The following is a 22,418-nucleotide window of genomic DNA, read 5'->3' as shown; positions in this document are numbered from 1 at the left end:
CAAGCAGGGTATTTGACCGAGCGGCCTGGCTCCGGGACCCCATGGGGGTGTGTTGCATCGGTGTAGTTTGCCGCCATGCAGAGCCTCGTAGTCCTCGTTGCCGTTCTCACCGCCGCCGATGCCGTGGCGGACTGGACCTGTGTGTGGTTCGGCTGGCGGCGGATCCACTACGTCACCAAACCCCTGGTGATGGTGGGGCTGATGGTGCTGGTGGGGCTGGTCAGCGACGGCGAGCCGGCCGCCTGGTGGCTGGTCTTCGCGCTCTTCTTCGGGATGCTCGGCGACATCTCGATGATCGGTTCCTCGGCGCGAAGATTCCTCGGCGGCGTGGGGCTGTTCTTCATCGGCCACCTGGCCTACGCAGCGACATTTCTCGCCCTCGGCCTGGAGACCCCTTGGTGGTCCTGGGCCGGGATCGCGGTCGCGGTCGTACTGGCGATCCCGATGCGCCGAGTGCTCCGCGGCGCCCGGGAGATGGGCGGTGCGCCGATGGCGGTGGCCCTGGCTGCGTACTCCCTGGTGATCGCCACCATGCTCGTGCTCGGCTGGTTGACCGGGAGCGTGTGGATCGCCCTGGGTGCGCTGATCTTCGTCGTCAGCGACACCCTGATCGGCCTCAACCTCGCCGAGCACGGCAACGCGCCGCCGCGCCTGACCAACGTGCAGATCATGGTGACCTACCACGTCGGCCAGGCGCTGATCACGGCTGGCGTGCTGCTGGCGCTCGGCTAGTGGATCTCGACCCGCTTCGCGGGTTCGCAAGCTCACCCGCTGCGCTCGCTCGATCCCTTCGCGTTGGTCCTGCGAGCTTCGCTCGCAGGACCAGGCTCAGGCCTCGATGACGACCGGCACGATCATCGGGCGACGACGGTGGGTGCTGGAGACCCAGCGGCCGAACGTACGCCGGATGGCCTGCTGCAGCTGGTAGGTGTCGGTCGCGCCCTCGGCGATGGCCCGGTTGACCGCCTTGACGATCGGCTGCTTGATCGGCTCGAAGGCGTTGTCCGGCCAGACGTGGCCGCGGGCGTGGATCTCGGGGCCGCTGGCGACGGTGCCGTTGACCGAGTCGACCACGACGATGATCGAGACGAAGCCCTCCTCGGACAGGATGCGGCGGTCCTTGAGCTCGGACTCGGTGACGTCGCCGACGGTGGTGCCGTCGACGAAGACGTAGCCGCACTCGACCTTGCCCGCGATCTCGGCCTTGCCGTCGATGAGGTCGACGACCACGCCGTCCTCGGCGTAGACGACGCTCTCCACGCCGGTCTGGCGGGCCAGGTCGCCGTTGGCGAGCAGGTGGCGCACCTCGCCGTGGACGGGCATCACGTTGCGCGGGCGGACGATGTTGTAGCAGTAGAGCAGCTCACCGGCGCTGGCGTGACCGGAGACGTGCACCAGGGCGTTGCCCTTGTGGACCACGTTGGCGCCGAGGCGAGCGAGACCGTTGATCACCCGGTAGACCGAGTTCTCGTTGCCCGGGATCAGGCTGCTCGCGAGCAGGACGGTGTCGCCCGGCTCGATGTGCACGAAGTTGTGGGTGCCGTTGGCGATCCGCGACAGCGCCGACATCGGCTCGCCCTGGGAGCCGGTCGAGACCATGACGACGCGCTCCGGCGGCAGCTCGGCGAGCTCCTTGGCGTCGACGATCACGTCCTCGGGCACGTGCAGGTAGCCCAGGTCGGAGGCGATCTGCATGTTGCGGACCATCGAGCGACCGACGTACGCCACCTTGCGGCCGTGCGCGACCGCACTGTCGAGCACCTGCTGGACACGGTGCACGTGGGAGGCGAAGCAGGCCACGATGATGCGCTGGTCGGACTCGCGGAAGACCTGCTCGATCGCGGGCGCGATCTTCTTCTCCGCGGTCGTGAAGCCGGGGACCTCGGCGTTGGTGGAGTCGGTGAGGAACAGGTCCACACCCTCCTCGCCGAGCCGGGCGAACGCGCGCAGGTCGGTGATCCGGCCGTCCAGCGGCAGCTGGTCCATCTTGAAGTCGCCGGTGTGCAGCACGAGCCCGGCGCCGGTGCGGATCGCGACCGCGAGCGCGTCCGGGATGGAGTGGTTGACGGCGACGAACTCGAGCTCGAAGGGCCCGAAGGAGATCGTGTCGCCCTCGCGTACCTTGTGCTGGACGGTCTCGCGCAGGCGGTGCTCGCGCAGCTTCGAGCCGAGCAGGGCCAGGGTCAGCTCGGAGCCGACCAGCGGGATGTTCTGCCGCTCGCGGAGCAGATAGGGCGTTGCCCCGATGTGGTCCTCGTGGCCGTGGGTCAGGACCAGCGCCTCGATGTCGCCGAGCCGGTCACGGATCGGGCCGAAGTCGGGCAGGATCAGGTCGACGCCGGGCTGCTGCTCCTCGGGGAAGAGCACGCCGCAGTCGACGATCAGCAACCGGCCGTCGTACTCGAAGACGGTCATGTTGCGGCCGACCTCGCCGAGGCCGCCGAGAGGGGTGACCCGCAGGCCGCCCTTGGGGAGCTTGCCGGGTTCGGTCAGCTCCGGGTGTGGGTGAGACAAAGGCGTTCCTTCTAAAGAAGGCCAGAGGCCTCCAGCCCGGCTCGCAGCGCCTCGACCTCGTCCGCCTCGAGCGCCACCAGGGGCCCTCGTACGTTGCGGTTGTCGATCACGCCGGTCAGCTCGAGAGCGGCCTTGGCAGTGGTGGCTCCGTAGTTCGGGACGCCCATGATGGCGTCGATCGCGGGGAGCATCCGCGCATAAGTCTTGCGGGCGGTCTCGATGTCGCTCGCCGCGAAGGCGTCGATCATCGTTCGCGTCTGGTCGCCGAGCACGTGGGCGGCGACGCTGATCACGCCGACGGCGCCGTGCGCCAGCCAGGCGAGGGTGAGCGCGTCGTCACCTGAGTAGATCGAGTAGCCGAGGTCGAGCAGCCTGGTGCCGCGCGGGAAGTCGCCGGCCGCCTCCTTGACCGCCACGACGGTGTCCCAGGTGATCGCCTCGCGGTAGGTGTCGAGGGTGATCGGGGAACCGGTGCGGCCGGGGACGTCGTAGAGGATGACCGGGGTGTCGGTGGCTCCAACGACGGTGCGGAAGTGCTCGCGGATGCCGCGCTCGCCCGGCTTGTTGTAGTAGGGCGTCACCAGCAGCAGGCCGTCGGCGCCGATCGACGCCGCCTGCTTGGCGAGCTCGACGGTGGTGCGGGTGTCGTTGGTGCCGATGCCGGCCACGATCTTGGCGCGGTCGCCGACGGCGTCCTTGACCGCGGCCAGGATCTCGCCGTCCTCGGCGGGGGTGGTGGTCGGCGATTCGCCGGTGGTGCCGGAGACGACGATGCCGTCGTGGCCGTGATCGACCAGGTGCTTGGCGACTTTCTGGGTCTGCTCCAGGTCGACCGAGCCGTCGTCGTTGAACATCGTGACGAGTGCGGAGAGCACGGTGCCGAAGGGAGCATCAGTCATGGCGTACAGACTATCGTCAGACGCGCGGCATGACCTCGTCGGCTACGAGTGCGAGATGGTCGAGATCGCTCAGGTCCAGCACCTGGAGGTAGATCCGGGACGCGCCGACGTCCTCGAACCGCTTGATCTTGGCGACCACCTCGTCCGGGGTCCCGGCCAGGCCGTTCTCACGAAGCTCGGCGGGCTCGCGTCCGATCGCCCGCGCACGGGCGGCGATCTCGTCCTCGTCGCGGCCGACGCAGAGCACCTGGGCGGCGGAGTAGATGATCGAGTCGTCCCGACCGGCCGCCTCGACGAAGCGCTCGACGTTCTCGAACAGCGCCCGGGACTCCTCGACGGAGACGAACGCGGCGTTGAACTCGTCGGCGAAGGTGGCGGCAAGCGTCGGCGTACGCTTCTTGCCGCCGCCGCCCACGATCACCGGGATCGAGCCGGCGTGGCCACGGGTCTGGACGGGCTTCGGCAGCCCCGGGCTCTCCTTGATCGTGTAGTGCTTCCCGTTGAAGTCGAAGGTCTCCCCCGGCTCGGTCGCCCACAGCCCGGTGATGATCTCGAGCTGCTCCTCCAGCCGGTCGAACCGCTCTCCCAGAGCCGGGAACGGGATCCCATACGCCTCGTGCTCCTGCTCGAACCAGCCCGCCCCCAGGCCGAGCTCGACCCGGCCCTCGGACATGTCGTCCACGTTGGCGGCCTGGATCGCCAGCACCCCCGGGAGGCGGAAGGTCGCCGAGGTGACCAGCGTGCCGAGCCGGATCGTGCTCGTGTCGCGGGCCAGGCCGGCGAGCGTCGTCCACGCGTCGCTGGGTCCGGGCAGCCCGTCGACCTCACCCATCTTCAGGTAGTGGTCGGAGCGGAAGAACGCCCCGAACCCCAGCTCCTCGGCCTTCTGGGCGACAGCGAGGATGTCGGCGTAGGACGCCCCCTGCTGGGGCTCGGTGAAGATGCGCAGCTCCATGCGGTTTACCTTAGAGGGGTCGAGACCTACTCGCGCGTTCGGGAGCGAAGGCGGGCTGTGGAGCTCAGCTCGCGGCGCTCGCGATCGGCGGCGACCTGCGCCTGATAGTGGACGCTCAGCGGATCGGCTCGCGGCGATGTCGTGACGGGCGCTCCCCAGATCGTCCAGGTCGGCCCGTTCTCGATCGGGAGCCAGGTGTCGGCGAAGTCGGCTTCCCATTCGCCGGGTGGCTCGAGCCGCAGGTCTGACCGGTTGAGCCCGACCAGGTTGGCAGTGAAGACCGCCCAGGCTCCGAGCGTCGCCACCAGCGGGAGTGGCTTCCGGGCGTCGATCTGGAACGCGGTCAGCAGCGGCAGATGCCAGCCTCTCGCCATCACGGCGGCCCGCTCCTCCCACGTCGCCTTCATGTCGAGCGGTCGCTGCCGCCCGACCCGAGCGATGAACGGCCGCCACCGATCGAGCGCCTCGTCACTGCACCTCGGCCGCGCGAGGAGTTCCTCGAACCGTTCGTTCTCATAGAAGTACGCCGACCCGACCCGGTGGCGCGGCCCGGCCAGCCCCGCGCGCAGCACCCGCTTCGCCTGGGCTTCGCCCAACACGTGCACGTCGGCGAGCCGGAGCACGGCTTCCGTCGTAGTTATCCACATATACCGAACATACGTACGAGCACCGACAATCTGACCGCCGCCCGCTCTCACCCACGGCAGTCGAACCATCCGGCGGTATGACTGAGGATCCGAGCTTGTGAATCATTCACAAGCTCGGATCCTCAGTCATACCGGGCGTGATCCCTGTCCTGCCGTCGGTCAGGTAGAGGCGGTGGACGGGGCTGGGGCCTCGACGCGACGGAGGAACACCCGGTCGTACGCCTCATGCGGTTCACGCGCCGTCTCGACCCACTCCGCCTCGTCGAAGCCGGGGTAGACAACGTCGCCCTCCGGAGTCAGATGGACGCGGGTGATGACCTGCTCGGTGGCGTACGGCATCGCTGCTTCGTAGACCTGCGCGCCGCCGGCGATGATCGTGTCGCCCTGCTCCGCCGCGGCCAAGGTGAGGGCGGAGTCGATGTCGTGGGCGACGAGGACCCCGTCGTACGACCAGTCCTTGTCGGTGGTGAGGACGACGGTCGTGCGGCCGGGGAGGGGGCGGCCGATGGACTCGAAGGTGGTGCGTCCCATGACGAGCGTGTGACCCATCGTGATCGCCTTGAACTCGGCCTGCTCACCGGGGATCTTCCAGGGGATGTCGGGGCCGTTGCCGATGACTCCGTTGTCGGCCACGGCGGCGACCATGACGATGCGCCGTGGACCGGTCTCAGACGGCAATGGGAGCCTTGATGACGGGATGCGGGTCGTAGCCCTCCACCGTGATGTCCTCGAGCTCGAAGGCGTCGATGTCCTTGACCTCCGGGTTGAGCCGCAGCCTCGGCAGCGGCCGCGGGTCACGGGTGAGCTGGAGGCGGGCCTGCTCGAGGTGGTTGCTGTAGAGGTGGGCGTCGCCGAGGGTGTGCACGAACTCACCCGGCTCGAGGCCGGTCACATGGGCGACCATGTGGGTGAGCAGGGCGTAGGAGGCGATGTTGAACGGCACCCCCAGGAACACGTCGGCGGAGCGCTGGTAGAGCTGCAGGCTCAGCTTGCCGTCGGCGACGTAGAACTGGCACAGCGTGTGGCACGGCGGCAGCGCCATGTCGTCGATGTCGGCCGGGTTCCAGGCGCTGATGACGTGGCGGCGGCTGTCGGGGTCCTGCTTGATCTGGTCGATGATCCGGGCGATCTGGTCGACGTGACGACCGTCCGGAGTCGGCCAGGAGCGCCACTGGTAGCCGTAGACCGGCCCCAGGTCGCCGTTCTCGTCGGCCCACTCGTCCCAGATCGTGATGCCGCGCTCCTGGAGCCAGCGCACGTTGGTGTCGCCGCGCAGGAACCAGAGCAGCTCACCGAAGACCGACCGGGTGTGGACCTTCTTCGTGGTCAGCAGCGGGAAGCCCTCGGCCAGGTCGTAGCGGGTCTGGTGACCGAAGACGCTGAGCGTGCCCGTCCCGGTGCGGTCGGACTTCTCTACGCCCTCGTCGAGGATGCGGGTCAACAGATCGAGGTAGGACTGCACGGCCCCAGCCTAGGTCAGAGCTCCGCCGTCCCATGGATGGTGGTCAGTGTGTCTCCGCCCACCCACACCTGGCCGCCGGCCCTCTCGATGTGCACCCGGCCGCGCCGCCTCATGACGGTACCCTGCGAGGCGACGTACGCCTCCGGGAGCCGCGACCCCGCCAGCCACTGCCCCAGCGCCGCGTTGAGCGACCCCGTGACCGGGTCCTCGAAGGCGACACCGTCGGCCGGGAAGAACGCCCGGACCTCGACGGCGCACTCGCTGCCCTCGGGGTAGCGGCCGACCAGGCCGACCTTGTGATCCCCCAGCGCGGCGTGGTCGGGGGTGACGGCCAGCACGGCCTCCGCGTCGGCGAGCATCACCCCGACCCAACCCGGGCCGTTGTCGCACCACTGCGCGTCCTGGATGTCCTCCCGGGCGACCCGCAGGCCCCTCGCGATCGCGACCAGGGTCTCCTCATCGACCGCGCCGCCATGGATCAGCTCGGGCGCCGCGAAGGCGATCCGCTCCTCACGGCGCAGCTCCACCAGACCGACGCCGCACTCCTGCACCAGGTTGGTGCCCTGAGGCGTACCGCCGGCCTCGAGCCAGGCATGCGCCGACCCGAGCGTCGGGTGGCCCGCGAACGGCAGCTCACCGCTGACCGTGAAGATCCGCAGCCGATAGTCGGCAGCCGGGTCCGTCGGCGCCAGCAGGAACGTGGTCTCGGACAGGTTCGTCCACCTCGCGAAGGCGGCCATCTGCTCGTCGGTGAGGCCGTCTGCCCCGTGTACGACGGCGACCGGGTTGCCCAGCAGCGGCTCGTTGGTGAAGACATCGACCTGGCGGAACTCGAAGCTGCTCACGGCCCCGAGGCTACTCGGCGTGCGTCGGCGCCGATCGGCAACCATCACATCGCCCCCTGAGGGGCGGGGCGGCCGGGGAAGTGCATCTGCCATTGCGGGGACAGTTGAGTCGGTACGCCGGGGAGACGCCTTGCCAGCAGTTGGCGGTGGATTCGGTTCAAGGTATTGCCCGGGGTGTTGTAGACGTCCTTGGCGATGAAGACGAGGATGCGCCAGCCGTCGTCGTCGATCTTCTCCCGGCGGTCGATGTCGGACTCCCACTGCTCCTGGCGCTCGACGTGCTGCCGGCCGTCGTACTCGACGATCAGCTTGATCGCCGGCCAGCACATGTCGTACTTGCGGAAGTCGAGCTCGCTCTCCTCACCGACCAGCTGATTGACCAACGGCTCGGGGAGACCGGCGAGGACGATCAGCATTCGCAGCCGGGTCTCCATCGGCGAGTCGACGCCGGTACGTACGTAGGCCAGTGCGCGACGTGCGGCCACCGCCCCCGGGCCCGCGGCTTTCGCGCAGTAACGCTGAAGACGACCGAGCCCGCCGGGGTTCTTCCGCACCAGATGGTCACCGACCACGACGAGGTCGACCAGCGTGAGCAGCGTGGCGAGCTCGACGAAGTTCTGCTCGATCAACGAGACCCGCACACCATTCACGGTCCTGACCTCCGCCCTCGGCGCGCAATGACATACGACCCCGGCGAGCCGGTGACGGTCCTTCTGTGCCAACACCGTGACGTGCTCACCCGGCAGCACCGGCAGCGGAAGCCCCGCGATGCGGGCCGCGGTGGCGTGGCTGGCGAAGGCGCTGTCGGCGTAGGTCATCAGCGCCGCTTCGGCGCGAATCAGCGGGGTCAACGCGACGTCCGCCGCCGCGAAGACACCCGTGTGCAGGCGTACGAACCCCGGCCCACGGAGCCGGTTCGGAGTGATTCCCGCCGCCAGCCCCTGCTTTCGAGTGAACGGATGCAACGGGTCGAACGGCACCCCGGCGGACTTGTCGACGCCAGGGACCGGCTCGGAACCAGCTGATGCGTTCACACCGACAGAATCGGACAATCCCGCAAATCCTGCAGAAGTTATCCACAGGCGCCACCGTGACGGTCCGGACACCATCGACAATGCCCCTCAAGGGTCAAGGTGGTGGTCGCATCCAGCGAAGAGACCACCACCTCGACCCTTGAGGGGCCAGGTCGTCGATGTGCGTCAGGCGGTGAGCTTCATCGGGCCGTAGACCTGCCGGTCGTGCTCGAAGAGCACCACCGCGGCCACGCCCGCGTCCAGCAGGTCCTGCCAGACCTCGCCCACCCACGACTCGGCGTCGCTCTGGTTGGCGAAGCGCTGGCCGGCGAGGTCGCCGTCGACCGACACCTCGGCACCCGAGGCGTCGACGAGCTGCCACCACCACGGCCGGTCGGCCGCCGACGGCTGCTTGAACACCGAAGGAACGTCAGGGATGCTCATCAGCCCTCCCGCACGTGCGAAGGGACGAAGGGCGGCTTGGTGAGCTGGAAGATCTCGCGGCGGCCGCGTACGTCGATGCCGATCTCGGCCTCGGGGTTGACCGTCGTCGAGACGAGCACGAGGCCGACACCCTTCTTCAGCGTGGGCGAGAAGGTGCCGGAGGTGACCTCGCCGACCGGCACGTCGGCGGTCAGGGAGGCGGTCATGTGGGGGCGTGGGATGCCGCGGCCGACGGCGACGATGCCGCGCAGGGCGCGCTTCGGGCCAGCCTCCTTCTCGGCGACCAGCTTGTCGCGGCCCCAGAAGGCGTCCTTCTTCCAGCCGACGGCCCAGCCGAGGCCGGCCTCGTTGGGGGTGACGTCGAGGGCGATGTCCTGGCCGTGGAGCGGGTAGCCCATCTCCGTACGCAGCGTGTCGCGGGCGCCGAGGCCGCACGGGACCGCGCCCAGCTCCTCCCCCCGGGACAGCAGCGCGTCCCAGAGCGCGCCCGCGGCCTCGTTGGCGACGATCAGCTCGTAGCCGCGCTCACCCGAGTAGCCGGAGCGGCACACGACGACGCCGATCTCGTCACCGAGTACGTCGGGAGCGGCTGCCTCCACGAAGGACATGTATTCGTGACCGGCCGGCAGCCCGACCGCCTCGAGCAGCTCGTCCGACTTCGGCCCCTGGACGGCGAGCACCGCGTAGTCGCGGTGGTGGTCGACGAGATTGATCTCCTCGGGCGCGGCCTCCTGGAGCCGGCGTACGACCTCGGGGGTGTTGGCGGCGTTGGGGACGATCAGGACGTGCTCGTCGTCGCGGTAGTAGGCGATCAGGTCGTCGACGATGCCGCCGGACGCCTCGTCGCAGCACAGCGTGTACTGGGCCTTGCCGGGCTTGATCCGGTGGAGGTCGTTGGTGAAGGACGCGTTGACGAAGTCGGCCGCACCCGGCCCGCTGATCATGACCTTGCCCAGGTGGCTGACATCGAAGACGCCGACCGCCTCACGGACCGCCGTGTGCTCCTTGACGACTCCGGAGTACTCCAGCGGCATCGACCAGCCGCCGAACTCACCGAACTTCGCGCCGAGCCCGACGTGGTTTTCGTGCAGAGGGGACTGGAGCAGCTCCGACCCGCCCCCCGTGGAGGTCTCTTCAGCCATACCGCGAACTTATCGCACCAGGCCGACACTCCCCGGTCCGCGCCCCCTCCGGGCGCGCCACACCTAGACTGCACGGCGTGACCCTGCCTGACATCACCTACACGCTGCGTACCGCCTCCCCCGCCAAGACCCGTGCCGAGGCGGTCGTCGTCGGCATCGGACAGGGCGCGAAGGATGTCGAGGTGCCCGCCGGCGCAGAGGACGTCAAGGCCGCCTACGGGCGCCGGTGGCGGGGGATGCTCGCCACGCTCGGCGTCAGCGGCAAGGCCGGCGAGGTCACCCGTCTGCCTGCCGGGGACGAGATCGGCGCCCAGCTCCTCGTGCTGGTCGGGCTCGGGCCCCGCTCGTCTTCCGGGCAGGGTGCGGACGGGACGTACTCGACCGATGCCGTACGCCGCGCCGCCGGCGCCGCTGCCCGCTCGGTGCCCAACGCCACCTCCGTCGCCGTCTCCCTGCCGGCCGACACCCCCGATCTGGTGCGGGCCGTCACCGAGGGCTATCTCCTCGGCGGCTACACCTACACGACCTACAAGTCGGGCGCAGCCAAGTCCGAGGGCAACGGACCGAGCGATGTCGCGATCCTGAGCGCGATCGCGCGACGTACGGACGCGATCACCGCCTTCGAGGAGGCGCAGATCCTCGCCCAGGCGGTCGCCGGCACCCGCGAGTGGGTCAACGTCCCGCCGGCCGACCTGACTCCCCCGGCGTTCGCCGACGCCATCGCGCACGTGGCCGGGCTGGTCGAGGGCGTCGAGGCGACCGTCTACGACGAGGAGCAGCTCGCCGAGCTCGGCTGCGGCGGCATCCTCGCGGTGGGCATGGGCTCGGCGGCCGCGCCGCGCCTGGTCGAGCTCACCTACTCCCCCGAAGACGCGCGCGGCCACATCGCGCTGGTCGGCAAGGGCATCACCTTCGACTCCGGCGGCCTCACGATCAAGCCGGGCAGCTCGATGTCCACCATGAAGTCGGACATGGCCGGGGCGGCCGCGGTGGCCCAGGCGACCTTCGCGATCGCCCGCCTCGGGCTGCCGGTGAAGGTCTCCGCGTTCGTACCGATGGCGGAGAACATGGTCTCCGGCTCGTCCTACCGGCCCGGCGACGTGGTCACCCACTACGGCGGCACGACCGTCGAGGTCTCCAACATGGACGCGGAGGGGCGGATGGTCCTCGCCGACGCTCTGGTGCGCGCCACCGAGGTGTCGCCGGACCTGATCATCGACGTCGCCACGCTCACCGGTCACATGGTGATGGCGCTGGGTGACCGGGTCAGCGGCGTACTCGGCTCCGAGGATGTCGTCGACCGCGTCCTCGCCGCCGCCGACGTCGCCGGCGAGCAGATGTGGCCGATGCCCATCCCGGAATGGATGGACGAGCGAATCCGTTCCTCCAAGGTGGCCGACCTCAACCAGCACGACTGGATCCGCTGGGGCGGTGGGCTGTACGCGGCCGCCTTCCTGCGCGAGTTCACCGGCGGTCTCCCCTGGGCCCATCTCGACATCGCCGGACCCTCCTTCAACAGTGGGGGCGCCTCGGGCCATCTCACTCCCGGAGGCACGGGTGTGGCGGTGGCAACACTGGTGGACTACGTACGCGAGATGGCTACCGATCAGTAGTGGTCCGGTTGACACAGCGCTGCGAGGGTAGTGACAAGATGGGCCACGTGATCGACGCCCTTGGCCGCCCCTCCGGCGGCATCATGAGTGCGTCGGGCAGGTGTCGGCCCAGACCGATGCGCCTCTCTTCTCACGGAGTCTCCTCGTCGAGCCCTCGGGCTCGGTGTGGTGGCGCGCGTGTCCGGACATACAAGTAGAGCAACGAACAGACGTAGAACGAAGGAACTCATGGCCACCGAAGTAACTCTCCCGGCACTCGGCGAGTCCGTCACCGAGGGCACCGTCACCCGCTGGCTCAAGCAGGTCGGCGACACGGTTGCGGTCGACGAGGCCCTGCTGGAGGTCTCCACCGACAAGGTCGACACCGAGATCCCCTCGCCGGTCGCGGGCACCGTGCTCGAGATCAAGGCTGCCGAGGACGACACCGTCGAGGTCGGTGGCCTGCTCGCCGTCATCGGCGCTGCCGACGAGGCCGGCGCCGAAGCCGCTCCGGCGGAGCCCGCCGCGCCCGCTGCCGAGCCCGAGGCTGCCGCTCCGGCTGCCGAGCCCGAGGCCCCGGCCGCTCCTGCCGAGCCCGAGGCTCCCGCCGCGCCTGCCGCTGCGGCGCCCGCTGCCGGCGGCAACGCCACCGAGGTCGCTCTCCCCGCGCTGGGCGAGTCGGTCACCGAGGGCACCGTCACCCGCTGGCTCAAGCAGGTCGGCGACACGGTCGCCGTCGACGACGCGCTGCTCGAGGTCTCCACCGACAAGGTCGACACCGAGATCCCCTCGCCGGTCGCCGGCACCCTGCTCGAGATCAAGGTCGCCGAGGACGAGACCGTCGAGGTCGGCGCCGTGCTGGCGCTCGTCGGTGACGCCGGCGCCGCCCCGGCCGCCGAGCCCGCGCCCGCCGCCCCGGCCCCGGAGCCCACTCCCGAGCCCGAGCCCGCTCCGGCCGCCGCCGCTCCTGCTGCTCCGGCTGCGCCCGCTGCTCCGGCTGCGCCCGCTGCTCCGGCTCCTGCCGCTGCGGCTCCTGCGGCTGCGGCTCCTGCCGCCCCGGCTCACGCCGCGCCGTCCACCGACGGTTCCCCGGCCATCCAGCCCGGCGGCTACGTGACCCCGCTCGTACGCAAGCTCGCGGCGCAGCACAACGTCGACCTCGACACCGTCGAGGGTTCGGGCGTCGGCGGCCGCATCCGCAAGGAGGACATCCTCCAGGCGGCGGCCGCGAAGTCGGCTCCGGCCGCTGCCCCGGCTGCCGCAGCTCCGGCGGCCTCGGCCGCTCCGGCCGCGTCCGCCGCCCCCGCGGCCCCGTCGCCGCTGCGTGGCACCACCGAGAAGATCTCGCGTCTGCGCAAGGTGATCGCCGAGCGGATGACCGAGTCGCTGCACACCGCGGCGCAGCTGACCCAGGTCATGGAGGTCGATGTCACCAACATCGCCCGCCTCCGTGAGGCCAACAAGGCCGGGTTCCTGCAGCGTGAGGGCGTCAAGCTGACGTACCTGCCGTTCTTCGCCAAGGCCGCGATCGACGCGCTCAAGGTGCACCCGAAGCTCAACGCCGGGATCGACATCGAGGCCGGCACGGTCACCTACTACGACCGCGAGAACATCGCCTTCGCCGTCGACACCGAGAAGGGTCTGCTCACCCCCGTCGTCAAGGACGCGGGCGACCTCTCGATCGCCGGCATCGCGAAGAAGATCGCCGACGTGGCCGACCGCACGCGCAACAACAAGATCACCCCGGACGAGCTCTCCGGCGGCACCTTCACGATCACCAACCTGGGTTCGTTCGGTGCGCTCTTCGACACCCCGATCATCAACCAGCCGCAGGTCGCCATCCTCGGACCGGGTGCTGTCGTGAAGCGTCCGGTCGTCATCGACGACCCGGACCTCGGCGAGACGATCGCGGTGCGCTACATGGTCAACGTCGCGCTGACCTACGACCACCGCCTGGTCGACGGCGCCGACGCCGGCCGCTTCCTCCAGGACGTCAAGAAGCGCCTCGAGGCAGCTCAGTTCGAGCTCTGAGCCGGTAAGCAGCGAGCGGCGCGGTCCCCACGGGGCCGCGCCGCTCGTCATCTCACCGGGTGACGGCTACATCTCCATGTCGGACATGTCGGTGATCTTGCCGCTCGGCTTCGCGATGGTCACCGGCTCGCCGTGAGCGGACAGGTCGAAGACGATCTCCCCGGCGTCGCCGCCGTTCATCCTCATCCGCACGAGCCGACCCTCGGAGTCGACGTTGACATCGACCGTCGAGCCCTCCGCACCGAAGTCCGACTCACCCGCGGCGAACGTGTAGTGGGCGGTGTCGACACCGTCGATCGCCTCCTGCCCGACGTACGTCGTGGTGTCGGCAGAGATCGCATGGGTGACGGAGTCCAGGAAGAGGTTGGGCGCCGGCATCATCGCGGACATCACGCTGGCGAATCCGCCCATCACCCACTCGCCGTCCATGCTGGCGTACGTGGTGTTGTCGAGGATGACGAACTCGACCGCGCTCGGTTCGTCGGCACCGCGGATCTCGCCCTTCACGTGGAAGGCCATCGGGTCCTGCTGGAAGTCGCCTTCGCCGGTGCCGGCGATCTTCTCGCCCTCCTCGACGGCGTTGATCTCCATCTCGACATGGACCGTCGACATGGACTCGGCGGCCGCTTTCACGACCTTCGTGGCCTCTGACGCCGACAGCGTCGTGCCGGGCTCGATCGAAGGTGCGGCATCGGCCGCGGAATCCGCGTCCTTCGCGTCGCTGCCGGTCCCACCGCACGCCGCAACTGTGCAGGTCGCGGTCAGGGCGAGGACGGCCGCCGCGAGGCGGCGCCGGTTCTGGGTGGTACGCACGTCTGTGTGCCTTTCAAGACTGATCCGATGACCGATCGCTCCCGAGCGCGGCCAGCCGAAGCACGCGCATTCTGCGCACAGTCTCTTTACCCTCGCGGGGTTGTCGCCAAACCGTTATCCGCCCCGGCGTACGATCGCGGGTGTGACTGAGCTGCGCTTCGTTGAGGTCGGGACGATCGACTACCTGGACGCCTGGGAGCTGCAGAAGCAGATCCACCAGCGCGTCGTGGACCGCGAAGAGCCCGACACCGTGCTGCTGCTCGAGCACCCGCCGACCTACACCGCGGGGAAGCGTACGAAGCCGGAGGACCGGCCGGCGGATCCCGGCGGCGCGCCGGTGATCGACGTCGACCGCGGCGGTGAGGTGACCTTCCACGGCCCCGGCCAGATCGTCGCCTACCCGATCGTCCGGCTGCCGGAGAAGGTCAAGGTCGTCGACTTCGTACGCCGCCTGGAGCAGGCGATGATCCGCACCTGTGCCGCGTTCGGCGTCACCGCCTACCGCGTCCCGGGCCGCAGCGGCGTGTGGCTGCCCGCGGGCGAGACCCCCGACGGCGTACGCCGCCTGGAGCGCAAGGTGGGGGCGATCGGGCTGCGGGTCAGCCAGCACGTGACCATGCACGGCATCGCGCTCAACTGCGACGTCGACCTGGGCTGGTACGAGCGGTTCGTGCCGTGCGGTATCTCCGACGCCGGGGTCACCACCCTCTCGATCGAGGCCGGGCGGCAGATCGGCAACGCCGAGGCGATGCCGGTGCTCCACGCGCAGATCGCGGAGATGCTCTCCTGGCGCGACTACGAGCAGGGCCCGAGCCTCGAGGCGAAGCCCGACCCCGCGAAGACTCCGCGGGTTCCGCTGCTCTCCCCCAGCCTGGGCTGAGCGGCGGCGGCGACGATCGGTGTGACCGACCAGTAGCCGCCTGCCTTCGAGGTTCCACCACCACGCGGCGTACCCTTGTGGGGTGACTCAAGCTCCTGCCCCAGAAGGTCGCAAGCTCCTCCGTCTCGAGGTCCGCAACGCGCAGACTCCGATCGAACGCAAACCGGAGTGGATCAAGACCAAAGCGAAGATGGGGCCCGAATACAAGGAGCTCACCGCGCTGGTGAAGTCCGAGGGCCTGCACACGGTGTGCCAGGAGGCCGGCTGCCCCAACATCTTCGAGTGCTGGGAGGACCGCGAGGCCACCTTCCTCATCGGCGGCGACCAGTGCACCCGGCGCTGCGACTTCTGCCAGATCGACACCGGCAAGCCTACCGACCTCGACCGCGACGAGCCGCGCCGCGTGGCCGAGTCCGTGCAGACCATGGGCCTGAAGTACGCCACGATCACCGGCGTCGCCCGTGACGACCTCGCCGACGGCGGGGCCTGGCTCTACGCCGAGACGGTCAAGCAGATCCACGAGCTCAACCCCGAGACCGGCGTCGAGAACCTCATCCCCGACTTCAACGGCATCCCGGAGCTCCTCCAGGAGGTCTTCGAGTCCCGCCCCGAGGTGCTCGCCCACAACGTCGAGACCGTCCCGCGGATCTTCAAGCGGATCCGGCCCGCGTTCCGCTACGAGCGCAGCCTCGATGTGATCACCCAGGCCCGCGACTTCGGCCTGGTCACCAAGTCCAACCTGATCCTCGGTATGGGCGAGACCCGTGAAGAGGTCTCCGAGGCGCTGCGCGACCTGCACGCAGCCGGCTGTGAGCTGATCACGATCACGCAGTACCTGCGCCCGAGCGTGCGTCACCACCCCGTCGAGCGCTGGGTCAAGCCCGAGGAGTTCATCGAGCTCCAGGCCGAGGCCGAGGAGATCGGCTTCTCCGGAGTCATGTCCGGACCGCTCGTTCGTTCGTCCTACCGCGCCGGTCGGCTGTACCGTCAGGCGATCGAGGCGCGAGACGCCTCCTCCGTGGCCTGAGTCCCTGCGTACGAGAACTGAAAGAGGAAGATGTCCCAGACCGACCCGAGCAGCATGAGTCGCCGCCAGCAGATGGTGGAGACCTACAAGCTCACCAAGCAGTCAGACCCCAAGATCGGCCTCATCCTCGGCTCGATCTTCGTGGTCGTCGCCGCGGTCGCCGGCGTGATCTTCTGGTTCCTTCCCGGCGAGGGCATCTTCTCCTGGATCTTCACGATCGTCGGCGCCCTCCTGGCAGGCCTTCTCGCCGCGATGGTGGTCTTCTCGCGGCGCGCGCAGAAGGTGATGTACTCCCGGCTCGAGGGCCAGATCGGTGGCGGGTACGCCGCCCTGACCATGCTCCGCCGAGGCTGGACCGTCACCCAGGCCGTGGGCGTCGAGCCGCGCAGCCAGACCCTCGTGCACCGCGTGGTCGGCCCTCCGGGAGTCGTCCTCGTCGGTGAGGGCAACAGCCCGAGCAAGGTCCGCTCGCTACTGGCCAGCACGAAGCGCACCCACGCCCGGGTGCTGGCCGACGTGCCGATCACCACCATCGTCGCCGGCAACGGTGAGGACGAGGTGCCGCTGCCGCAGCTGACCAAGCACGTCACCAAGATCGGCCGCAAGGTCGCCGGTCCCGAGATCACCGACATCCTCAACCGCCTCAAGGCCGTCGACGCCACCCGCGGCGCCATGCCGATCCCGAAGGGCCCCGTCCCGACCTCGATGAAGGGCATGCGCGGCAACCTGCGTGGCCGCTGACGGTTACCGCCGGCGCGCCCGGATCGCGTAGAGCAACGGGATCCGGGGCGCCTGCTCGGGCAGCCTGAACCAGCCGTCCTCCCCCGCCACCATCGACGGGAAGCGGGGCCACGGCAGCCGCTCGTCCTCGCGGACGACCTCGACCCGCAGGCCTGCCCCCGCGAGCGCGGTGACGACCTCGCCGACCCCGTGGCGCCATTCGTACGCCGTCGTGGCGCTGCCCAGCGCCGGGCCGTCGGTGTAGGTGTGGGTCGAGTCCTTCGCGATCGCGCCCCGGCCCGAGAGGTAGTCGTGGTGCAGCTCGAGGGAGTCCTCGCGCCCCGGCTCCGGCACCTCGCCCAGAGCGTCGAGGAGCGGGTGGAACTCGGCCAGGTAGAGGAACCCGCCGGGCTTGAGCAGATCGTGGACGATCCGCGCCCACAGGTCGATGTCGGGTAGGTAGCAGACCGCGCCCTTGCCGGTGTAGACGACGTCGAACCGGCCGGCGCCCAAGACCTCGACGGCGTCGTGGACGTCGGCCTCGTGGTAGTCGACGGCCAGCCCGCGCTCGGCGGCGATCCGGCGCGCCGCGGCCACCGCCTCGGCCGAGATGTCCAGTCCGTACGTCACTGCACCCCGCTGCGCGAACGCCACCGTCTCGGTGCCGAGATGACACTGCAGATGCACGACCTCGCGGCCGGCGAGGTCGCCGAGATCGCTCCACTCGTAGTCGGCGAACCACGACTCGGCCGGCCGGGACCCGTCGATGCCGTAGAACGCACTGGCGACGTGGACGGGTGTCCGGGCGTCCCAGTTGGCTCGGTTGGCCTCGATCTGGCGGGTGCTTTCGGCGTCGAGAGTCATGCGACCACAGTGCCACGAACGACACAGGGCCGGTCCCCGTTCGGGGACCGGCCCTGCTGCGTACGAACTGGCTATCAGCCGGCCATGCTCGGCATGTCGGTGACCTGGTCCGCCGGCGGCGCCTCGATGGTCACGTCCTCGCCGTGCTTGGAGAGCACCATCTCGACGGTGCCCATCTCGCCCATGCCGACCTCGGCCTTGCGGAGCAGGCCGTCGCCGTCGACCCAGATGTCCTGGTCGATCGTCTTGGGCATACCGCTGGTGCTGTCGGCACCGAGACTCTTGGCGAGCCCGGCGGAGTCGACGGTGAAGCTGTAGTGCTTGGTCTCGGTGCCGTCCACCGTCTCCTCGCCCTCGAACTTGGAGGACTTGATCGACTCCTCCATACCGTCGAAGAACGCGAGCGGGTTGCTCATCGACTCCAGGCTGGTCCCGCCCATCTTGGCGAGATCGTCGGTGCTCGCGGTCACCCACGAGTCGCCCATCATGCCCTTGATGTAGATCTTCTCGTCGACAAGGATCGTCTCCAGATCCATGTTCATCGAGCCACCGCTCATCTTCATGGTGGAGTGCTGCGCCGGCGGCTCCTTCTGGATGTCGCCCTCGCCGGTCATCGAGACCGTCTGACCCGACGCCTTCGCCTCCATCTTCGTGGTGAAGTGGGCGGTGTCGATGTCGGTCGCCTTCTTCATCACCTCGGTCATCTCCTCGGCCGAGACCGAGTCACCCTCGCTGGCGCCGCCGGCCCCACCACCGCCGCCGCAGGCCACCAGGCCCGAGAGCGATACGGCCAGCACGCCTGCGACAGCAGCGCGGCGCCAGAGGCCACGTGGCCCGAGAGTACGGTTGAGCGTCATTGAGCTTCCCTTCGTGTTTGCCGCTGCCTGCGGCTGACCGGTCCAACCTACCTCTGGACGCCTATCAACTCACTCGGCGAAACACGTGTCGATAGGTCTGAAGGGTGACAGTCGCGGTGCCGGCCGCCAGATCGTGCAGCCCGCGCCGATCAGGGCGGAAGACCAGCGGCGGAATGACGAGGACGACCAGGATCTGACGGGCGATGCTCCGCAGCGGATCGAGCGGGCGTACGTCCGGCTCCCCCGGGGACACTCGCACCGTACGCAGTCGCGTGACGAGCTTGCCGAACGAGCCTCCACCGAGCGTGGTGAAGACCGCCGTCTGCACGATGAAGACGACCAGGATCCACAGGTTGTCGCTCGGCCGTGGGTCGACACCGGCGAGGAGCGACCCGAACGGCATCGCCCGTACGCCGAGGAAGACCGACGCCACCAGCGACGACGCGAGCCAGTCGATGAAGAGCGCCAGCACCCTTCTCCCCCAGCTGGCGGTCTCGTAAGGCAGAGTGGGTGTCGCAGGAGTGGCGGAACTGGTCACGTCGGTAAGCGTAGGCGGCAACGTCTTGAAGCGTGAGATCGGGATGGTTGACGTGCAAATCACACAACCTGTTACATGCCTGAAACATTTGCGACACTCCTGTGCAACCGTCCCTTCGTAATTTGCGGTGGCACGGCCGGACCATGAGGCCCGGCCTCGATCGCTAGAGACCTATCTGGCTCTTCCCGCCCGGGGGAGCCAAGGAGGATTGATGTTCAGCACTGACGACGAACTCTTGAAGTTCATCTCTGACGAGGGAGTCGAGTTCGTCGACATCCGTTTCGTCGACCTGCCCGGTATCCAGCAGCACTTCACGGTGCCGGTTTCGTCGTTCAACCTGGAGCCGATGGCCTTCGACGGTTCGTCGATCCGTGGCTTCCAGACGATCAACGAGTCCGACATGGCGCTCTACCCGGACGTCACGACTGCGTACATCGACCCGTTCCGCACCGCGAAGACCCTCGCGCTGATGTACTTCGTGCACGACCCGATCACCGGCGAGGCCTACTCGCGCGACCCGCGCAACATCGCGCGCAAGGCGCTGGCGTACCTCGCCTCGACCGGCATCGGCGACACCGCCTTCTTCGCCCCCGAGGCCGAGTTCTTCATCTTCGACAAGGTCGCCTACAGCAGCTCCGAGGGCGAGTCGTTCTACAAGATCGACTCCGTCGAGGCCTGGTGGAACTCGGGCGCCGACAAGAACCCCGACGGCTCCAACAACCTGGGCTACAAGACGCGTTACAAGGGCGGCTACTTCCCGGTCTCCCCCACCGACCACTTCGCCGACCTGCGCGACACGATGGTCAAGAACCTCGAGGCCTCCGGCCTGCTCGTCGAGCGCGCCCACCACGAGGTCGGCACTGCCGGCCAGGCCGAGATCAACTACAAGTTCGACACGCTGCTCAAGGCTGCCGACGATGTCATGAAGTTCAAGTACATCGTCAAGAACACCGCCTGGGAAGCCGGCAAGACCGTCACCTTCATGCCGAAGCCCGTCTTCGGTGACAACGGCTCGGGCATGCACGTCCACCAGTCGATCTGGAACGCCGGCGAGCCGCTGTTCTACGACGAGACCGGCTACGGCGGCCTCTCCGACATGGCCCGCTGGTACATCGGCGGCGTCCTGAAGCACGCCCCGTCGGTGCTCGCGTTCACCAACCCGACCGTGAACTCCTACCACCGTCTGGTGCCGGGCTTCGAGGCTCCGATCTCGCTGGTCTACTCCTCGCGCAACCGCTCCGCCGCGGTCCGCATCCCGATCACCGGCACCAACCCGAAGGCCAAGCGCGTCGAGACCCGGTTCCCGGACCCGTCCTCGAACCCGTACCTCGCCTTCTCGGCCCTGCTGCTGGCCGGCATCGACGGTATCCAGAACAAGATCGAGCCGCCGGCTCCGATCGACAAGGACATCTACGAGCTTCCGCCGGACGAGATGGCCGAGATCAACCAGGTGCCGACCTCCCTCGGCGCCGTCCTGTCGGCCCTGGAGAACGACCACGACTTCCTCACCGTGGGCGACGTCTTCACCCCCGACCTGATCGAGACGTGGATCGACTACAAGACCAACGACGAGATCCTCCCGATCCAGGTCCGCCCCCACCCGCACGAGTTCGAGCTCTACTACGACATCTGATCCGGCACTTCCAACGCCTGTCAGCGTCTGCTGAAGCGGTGGCTGACCTGAGAGAACGTCTTTCGGCGTCTTTCAGCGTCAGCCACCGTTCTTCGTTGTCCTGTGCCCCCAGGGCCTGGACCACCGGTCGCACCACCCGCGCCCGCGTCATCTGGTCAACAACCGGGCAACAGCGTCTGCCTGGAGCGCGGATGTCGCGTAGCCTCGACCGGTGCCAATCTTCGCGACCCTGGCCGGCGCATCTCGGGCACGCCGCTCCGCCCTCGTCCTCGTTCTCCCCCTCGTCGCCGCTGCCGCGCTGGCGGCGGCCGCCGTGGTGGTGGTCAGCCCCGGCAACGCCGCCACCGCCACGACGATCAAGCGGTGGGAGACCCGGCTGGCCGGCCTTGGCTGCAACGTCGGCCGCGTCGACGGCCGCGTCGACGACCACACCCGCACGGCCGTCGTACGCTTCCAGACCCGCCACCGCCTGAGCCCGAGCGGTCAGTTCACGACCACCACGCGGACACGGCTGATGGCGGCGACGGCGAAGCGGTGCGACGTACGGCCGGTGCCGGCGAGCACCGGGACCGGACGCCGCATCGTGATCAGCCAGCGTCAGGACTGGGTCTGGCTGGTGCGCGCCGACGGGTCCATCCGCGCGCAGGGCGGGATGATCGACGCGGAATGGCTGGACAAGCAGTGGTACACCACCGGCTCCTACTGCGGCCGACCGGCGCGCGGCAACCCACGTACGAACTACAGCGGCACTCAGTGGCTCTACCACTTCGTCCGGTTCGCGCCCTGCGGTGTCGCCTTCCACCGGGTGCCGGTGAGCATGCGGACCGGTCGTCAGATCCACCCGAACTGGTATCTCGGCACCGATGAGAAGACCTCCGACGGCTGCATCCGCCTCAGCGCCACGATGGCGGCCGAGGTCTGGGACTTCACCAAGGTCAAGACCCGCGTACGCGTGGTGTGAGCTCGACTGATGCTCCGACGCGGGCGGATCCCGTCGCTCGTAGCTGGTAGGTGCCGGTCGTGGTCGCGACGACCTCGCCGCTCGCGTCCGCGATCACGGCGTCCAGGACGAACTCGGCCTTCCCGGTCGCCTCGGCGAGGTCGCGGATCCGTGCGATGGCCTCCTCGGTCAGCGAGGCCTCGGCGCGTACGGCGGTGGTCGCCGGCCGCCGGAAGTCGATCGTCAGCGCCTTGACGGTCGGGTAGAAGCGCGCGAGGTCGAAGCTGGGGACGCAGATCACCCCGCCGAGCACCTCCGCGACGCCGAACAGGGTGCCGGCGTACATGGTCCCGAGGTGGTTGGCGTTTCCGTCCATGCCGACCTCGGCGACCACATGGCCCGGTACGGCCCGGGTGATCGTGATCCCCATCTCGCCCATGCGCGGCACCATGGCGCCGAGGGTGGCGGTCAGCTCTTCGACGGTGATGTCCATCAGCACTCCCTGCTCGAGTCGACGCCGGCCGGCGTCACCTCGAGTCTGTCGGTGTGACCGAGGGGACCGCCATGACCGTGGCAGCCAGGATCGTTGACGGCGACGCGCG

23 protein-coding genes are annotated in these 22,418 nt (G+C 68.9%); 8 read left to right on the top strand and 15 right to left on the bottom strand.

The annotated features are described in order from the left end of the window. Positions 1–75 precede the first annotated feature (75 nt). The gene (locus tag BLT25_RS00370) at positions 76–732 is read left to right on the top strand and encodes a lysoplasmalogenase (RefSeq protein WP_091040861.1); all 657 of its coding nucleotides are present in this window, start codon (positions 76–78) and stop codon (positions 730–732) included. A 96-nt stretch (positions 733–828) separates the two neighbouring features. Here BLT25_RS00370 and BLT25_RS00365 read toward each other — a convergent pair whose 3' ends face one another. The 10 genes from BLT25_RS00365 to gcvT all read right to left on the bottom strand — a co-directional run bounded on the left by BLT25_RS00365 (position 829) and on the right by gcvT (position 9,921). Beyond that, entirely contained in the window at positions 829–2,514 is a 1,686-nt protein-coding gene (locus tag BLT25_RS00365) for a ribonuclease J (RefSeq protein WP_091040859.1), read from the bottom strand. 11 nt (positions 2,515–2,525) lie between these two features. Beyond that, a complete protein-coding gene (gene dapA, locus BLT25_RS00360; RefSeq protein WP_091040857.1) occupies positions 2,526–3,413 on the bottom strand; it encodes a 4-hydroxy-tetrahydrodipicolinate synthase in 888 nt (295 codons plus the stop codon). Between the two features lie 16 nt (positions 3,414–3,429). Next, complete coding sequence (locus BLT25_RS00355) at positions 3,430–4,368, bottom strand: LLM class F420-dependent oxidoreductase (RefSeq protein ID WP_091040856.1); 939 nt, start codon at positions 4,366–4,368, stop codon at positions 3,430–3,432. 26 nt (positions 4,369–4,394) lie between these two features. Next, complete coding sequence (locus tag BLT25_RS00350) at positions 4,395–5,015, bottom strand: hypothetical protein (protein WP_143033605.1); 621 nt, start codon at positions 5,013–5,015, stop codon at positions 4,395–4,397. Between the two features lie 159 nt (positions 5,016–5,174). Continuing rightward, positions 5,175–5,660 carry a dihydrofolate reductase gene (locus BLT25_RS00345; RefSeq protein WP_091040853.1) on the bottom strand — a complete coding sequence of 162 codons (486 nt, stop codon included), beginning with the start codon at positions 5,658–5,660 and terminating at the stop codon, positions 5,175–5,177. Positions 5,661–5,682: 22 nt separating this feature from the next. Continuing rightward, complete coding sequence (locus BLT25_RS00340) at positions 5,683–6,477, bottom strand: thymidylate synthase (protein WP_091040851.1); 795 nt, start codon at positions 6,475–6,477, stop codon at positions 5,683–5,685. A 14-nt stretch (positions 6,478–6,491) separates the two neighbouring features. Then, positions 6,492–7,322 (bottom strand): PhzF family phenazine biosynthesis protein, encoded by an 831-nt coding sequence (locus BLT25_RS00335; protein WP_256328379.1) that lies wholly within the window; start codon positions 7,320–7,322, stop codon positions 6,492–6,494. Between the two features lie 44 nt (positions 7,323–7,366). Beyond that, complete coding sequence (locus tag BLT25_RS00330; protein WP_176883499.1) at positions 7,367–8,356, bottom strand: DUF559 domain-containing protein; 990 nt, start codon at positions 8,354–8,356, stop codon at positions 7,367–7,369. Positions 8,357–8,521: 165 nt separating this feature from the next. Further along, positions 8,522–8,779, bottom strand: a complete 258-nt coding sequence (locus BLT25_RS00325) for a hypothetical protein (protein ID WP_176883497.1) — start codon at positions 8,777–8,779, stop codon at positions 8,522–8,524. Further along, positions 8,779–9,921, bottom strand: a complete 1,143-nt coding sequence (gene gcvT / locus BLT25_RS00320) for a glycine cleavage system aminomethyltransferase GcvT (RefSeq protein ID WP_091040847.1) — start codon at positions 9,919–9,921, stop codon at positions 8,779–8,781. The genes BLT25_RS00325 and gcvT overlap by 1 nt, the downstream gene beginning before the upstream one ends. A gap of 77 nt (positions 9,922–9,998) precedes the next feature. Between gcvT and BLT25_RS00315 the strand changes: the two genes are divergently transcribed. Continuing rightward, positions 9,999–11,534 carry a leucyl aminopeptidase gene (locus tag BLT25_RS00315; protein WP_091040845.1) on the top strand — a complete coding sequence of 512 codons (1,536 nt, stop codon included), beginning with the start codon at positions 9,999–10,001 and terminating at the stop codon, positions 11,532–11,534. 228 nt (positions 11,535–11,762) lie between these two features. After that, positions 11,763–13,544 (top strand): 2-oxoglutarate dehydrogenase, E2 component, dihydrolipoamide succinyltransferase, encoded by a 1,782-nt coding sequence (gene sucB, locus BLT25_RS00310; protein ID WP_091040843.1) that lies wholly within the window; start codon positions 11,763–11,765, stop codon positions 13,542–13,544. Positions 13,545–13,610: 66 nt separating this feature from the next. Here the strand turns inward: sucB and BLT25_RS00305 are convergent, their stop codons facing one another. Continuing rightward, the gene (locus BLT25_RS00305; protein ID WP_091040841.1) at positions 13,611–14,357 is read right to left on the bottom strand and encodes a DUF6612 family protein; all 747 of its coding nucleotides are present in this window, start codon (positions 14,355–14,357) and stop codon (positions 13,611–13,613) included. A 142-nt stretch (positions 14,358–14,499) separates the two neighbouring features. On the opposite strand from BLT25_RS00305, the gene lipB reads away from it, so the two are divergent. The 3 genes from lipB to BLT25_RS00290 all read left to right on the top strand — a co-directional run bounded on the left by lipB (position 14,500) and on the right by BLT25_RS00290 (position 17,005). Beyond that, complete coding sequence (lipB, locus tag BLT25_RS00300) at positions 14,500–15,237, top strand: lipoyl(octanoyl) transferase LipB (RefSeq protein WP_091040839.1); 738 nt, start codon at positions 14,500–14,502, stop codon at positions 15,235–15,237. A gap of 82 nt (positions 15,238–15,319) precedes the next feature. Next, a complete protein-coding gene (gene lipA / locus BLT25_RS00295) occupies positions 15,320–16,264 on the top strand; it encodes a lipoyl synthase (protein WP_091040837.1) in 945 nt (314 codons plus the stop codon). 30 nt (positions 16,265–16,294) lie between these two features. Next, complete coding sequence (locus BLT25_RS00290; RefSeq protein ID WP_091040836.1) at positions 16,295–17,005, top strand: DUF4191 domain-containing protein; 711 nt, start codon at positions 16,295–16,297, stop codon at positions 17,003–17,005. Positions 17,006–17,008: 3 nt separating this feature from the next. Here BLT25_RS00290 and BLT25_RS00285 read toward each other — a convergent pair whose 3' ends face one another. From BLT25_RS00285 to BLT25_RS00275, 3 genes are all read right to left on the bottom strand, one after another. Beyond that, positions 17,009–17,848: a class I SAM-dependent methyltransferase gene (locus BLT25_RS00285; protein WP_091040834.1), complete on the bottom strand. Its 840-nt coding sequence runs from the start codon at positions 17,846–17,848 to the stop codon at positions 17,009–17,011. A gap of 74 nt (positions 17,849–17,922) precedes the next feature. Continuing rightward, a complete protein-coding gene (locus BLT25_RS00280) occupies positions 17,923–18,705 on the bottom strand; it encodes an SCO4651 family lipoprotein (protein WP_091040833.1) in 783 nt (260 codons plus the stop codon). Positions 18,706–18,769: 64 nt separating this feature from the next. Next, on the bottom strand, positions 18,770–19,243 hold the full coding sequence (locus BLT25_RS00275; protein WP_091040831.1) for an RDD family protein: 474 nt from the start codon (positions 19,241–19,243) through the stop codon (positions 18,770–18,772). A gap of 211 nt (positions 19,244–19,454) precedes the next feature. On the opposite strand from BLT25_RS00275, the gene glnA reads away from it, so the two are divergent. Continuing rightward, positions 19,455–20,876, top strand: coding sequence for a type I glutamate--ammonia ligase (glnA, locus tag BLT25_RS00270; RefSeq protein ID WP_091040830.1), 1,422 nt, complete (start codon positions 19,455–19,457; stop codon positions 20,874–20,876). Between the two features lie 211 nt (positions 20,877–21,087). Beyond that, the gene (locus BLT25_RS00265) at positions 21,088–21,837 is read left to right on the top strand and encodes a L,D-transpeptidase family protein (protein WP_091040828.1); all 750 of its coding nucleotides are present in this window, start codon (positions 21,088–21,090) and stop codon (positions 21,835–21,837) included. Here BLT25_RS00265 and BLT25_RS00260 read toward each other — a convergent pair. After that, complete coding sequence (locus tag BLT25_RS00260) at positions 21,812–22,309, bottom strand: YiiD C-terminal domain-containing protein (RefSeq protein WP_143033603.1); 498 nt, start codon at positions 22,307–22,309, stop codon at positions 21,812–21,814. The genes BLT25_RS00265 and BLT25_RS00260 overlap by 26 nt on opposite strands. Between the last annotated feature and the right edge of the window lie 109 nt (positions 22,310–22,418).

The sequence above is a fragment of the Nocardioides sp. YR527 genome (assembly GCF_900101045.1).
Lineage (GTDB): Bacteria > Actinomycetota > Actinomycetes > Propionibacteriales > Nocardioidaceae > Nocardioides.
This window is presented reverse-complemented; position numbering and strand designations above follow the sequence as displayed.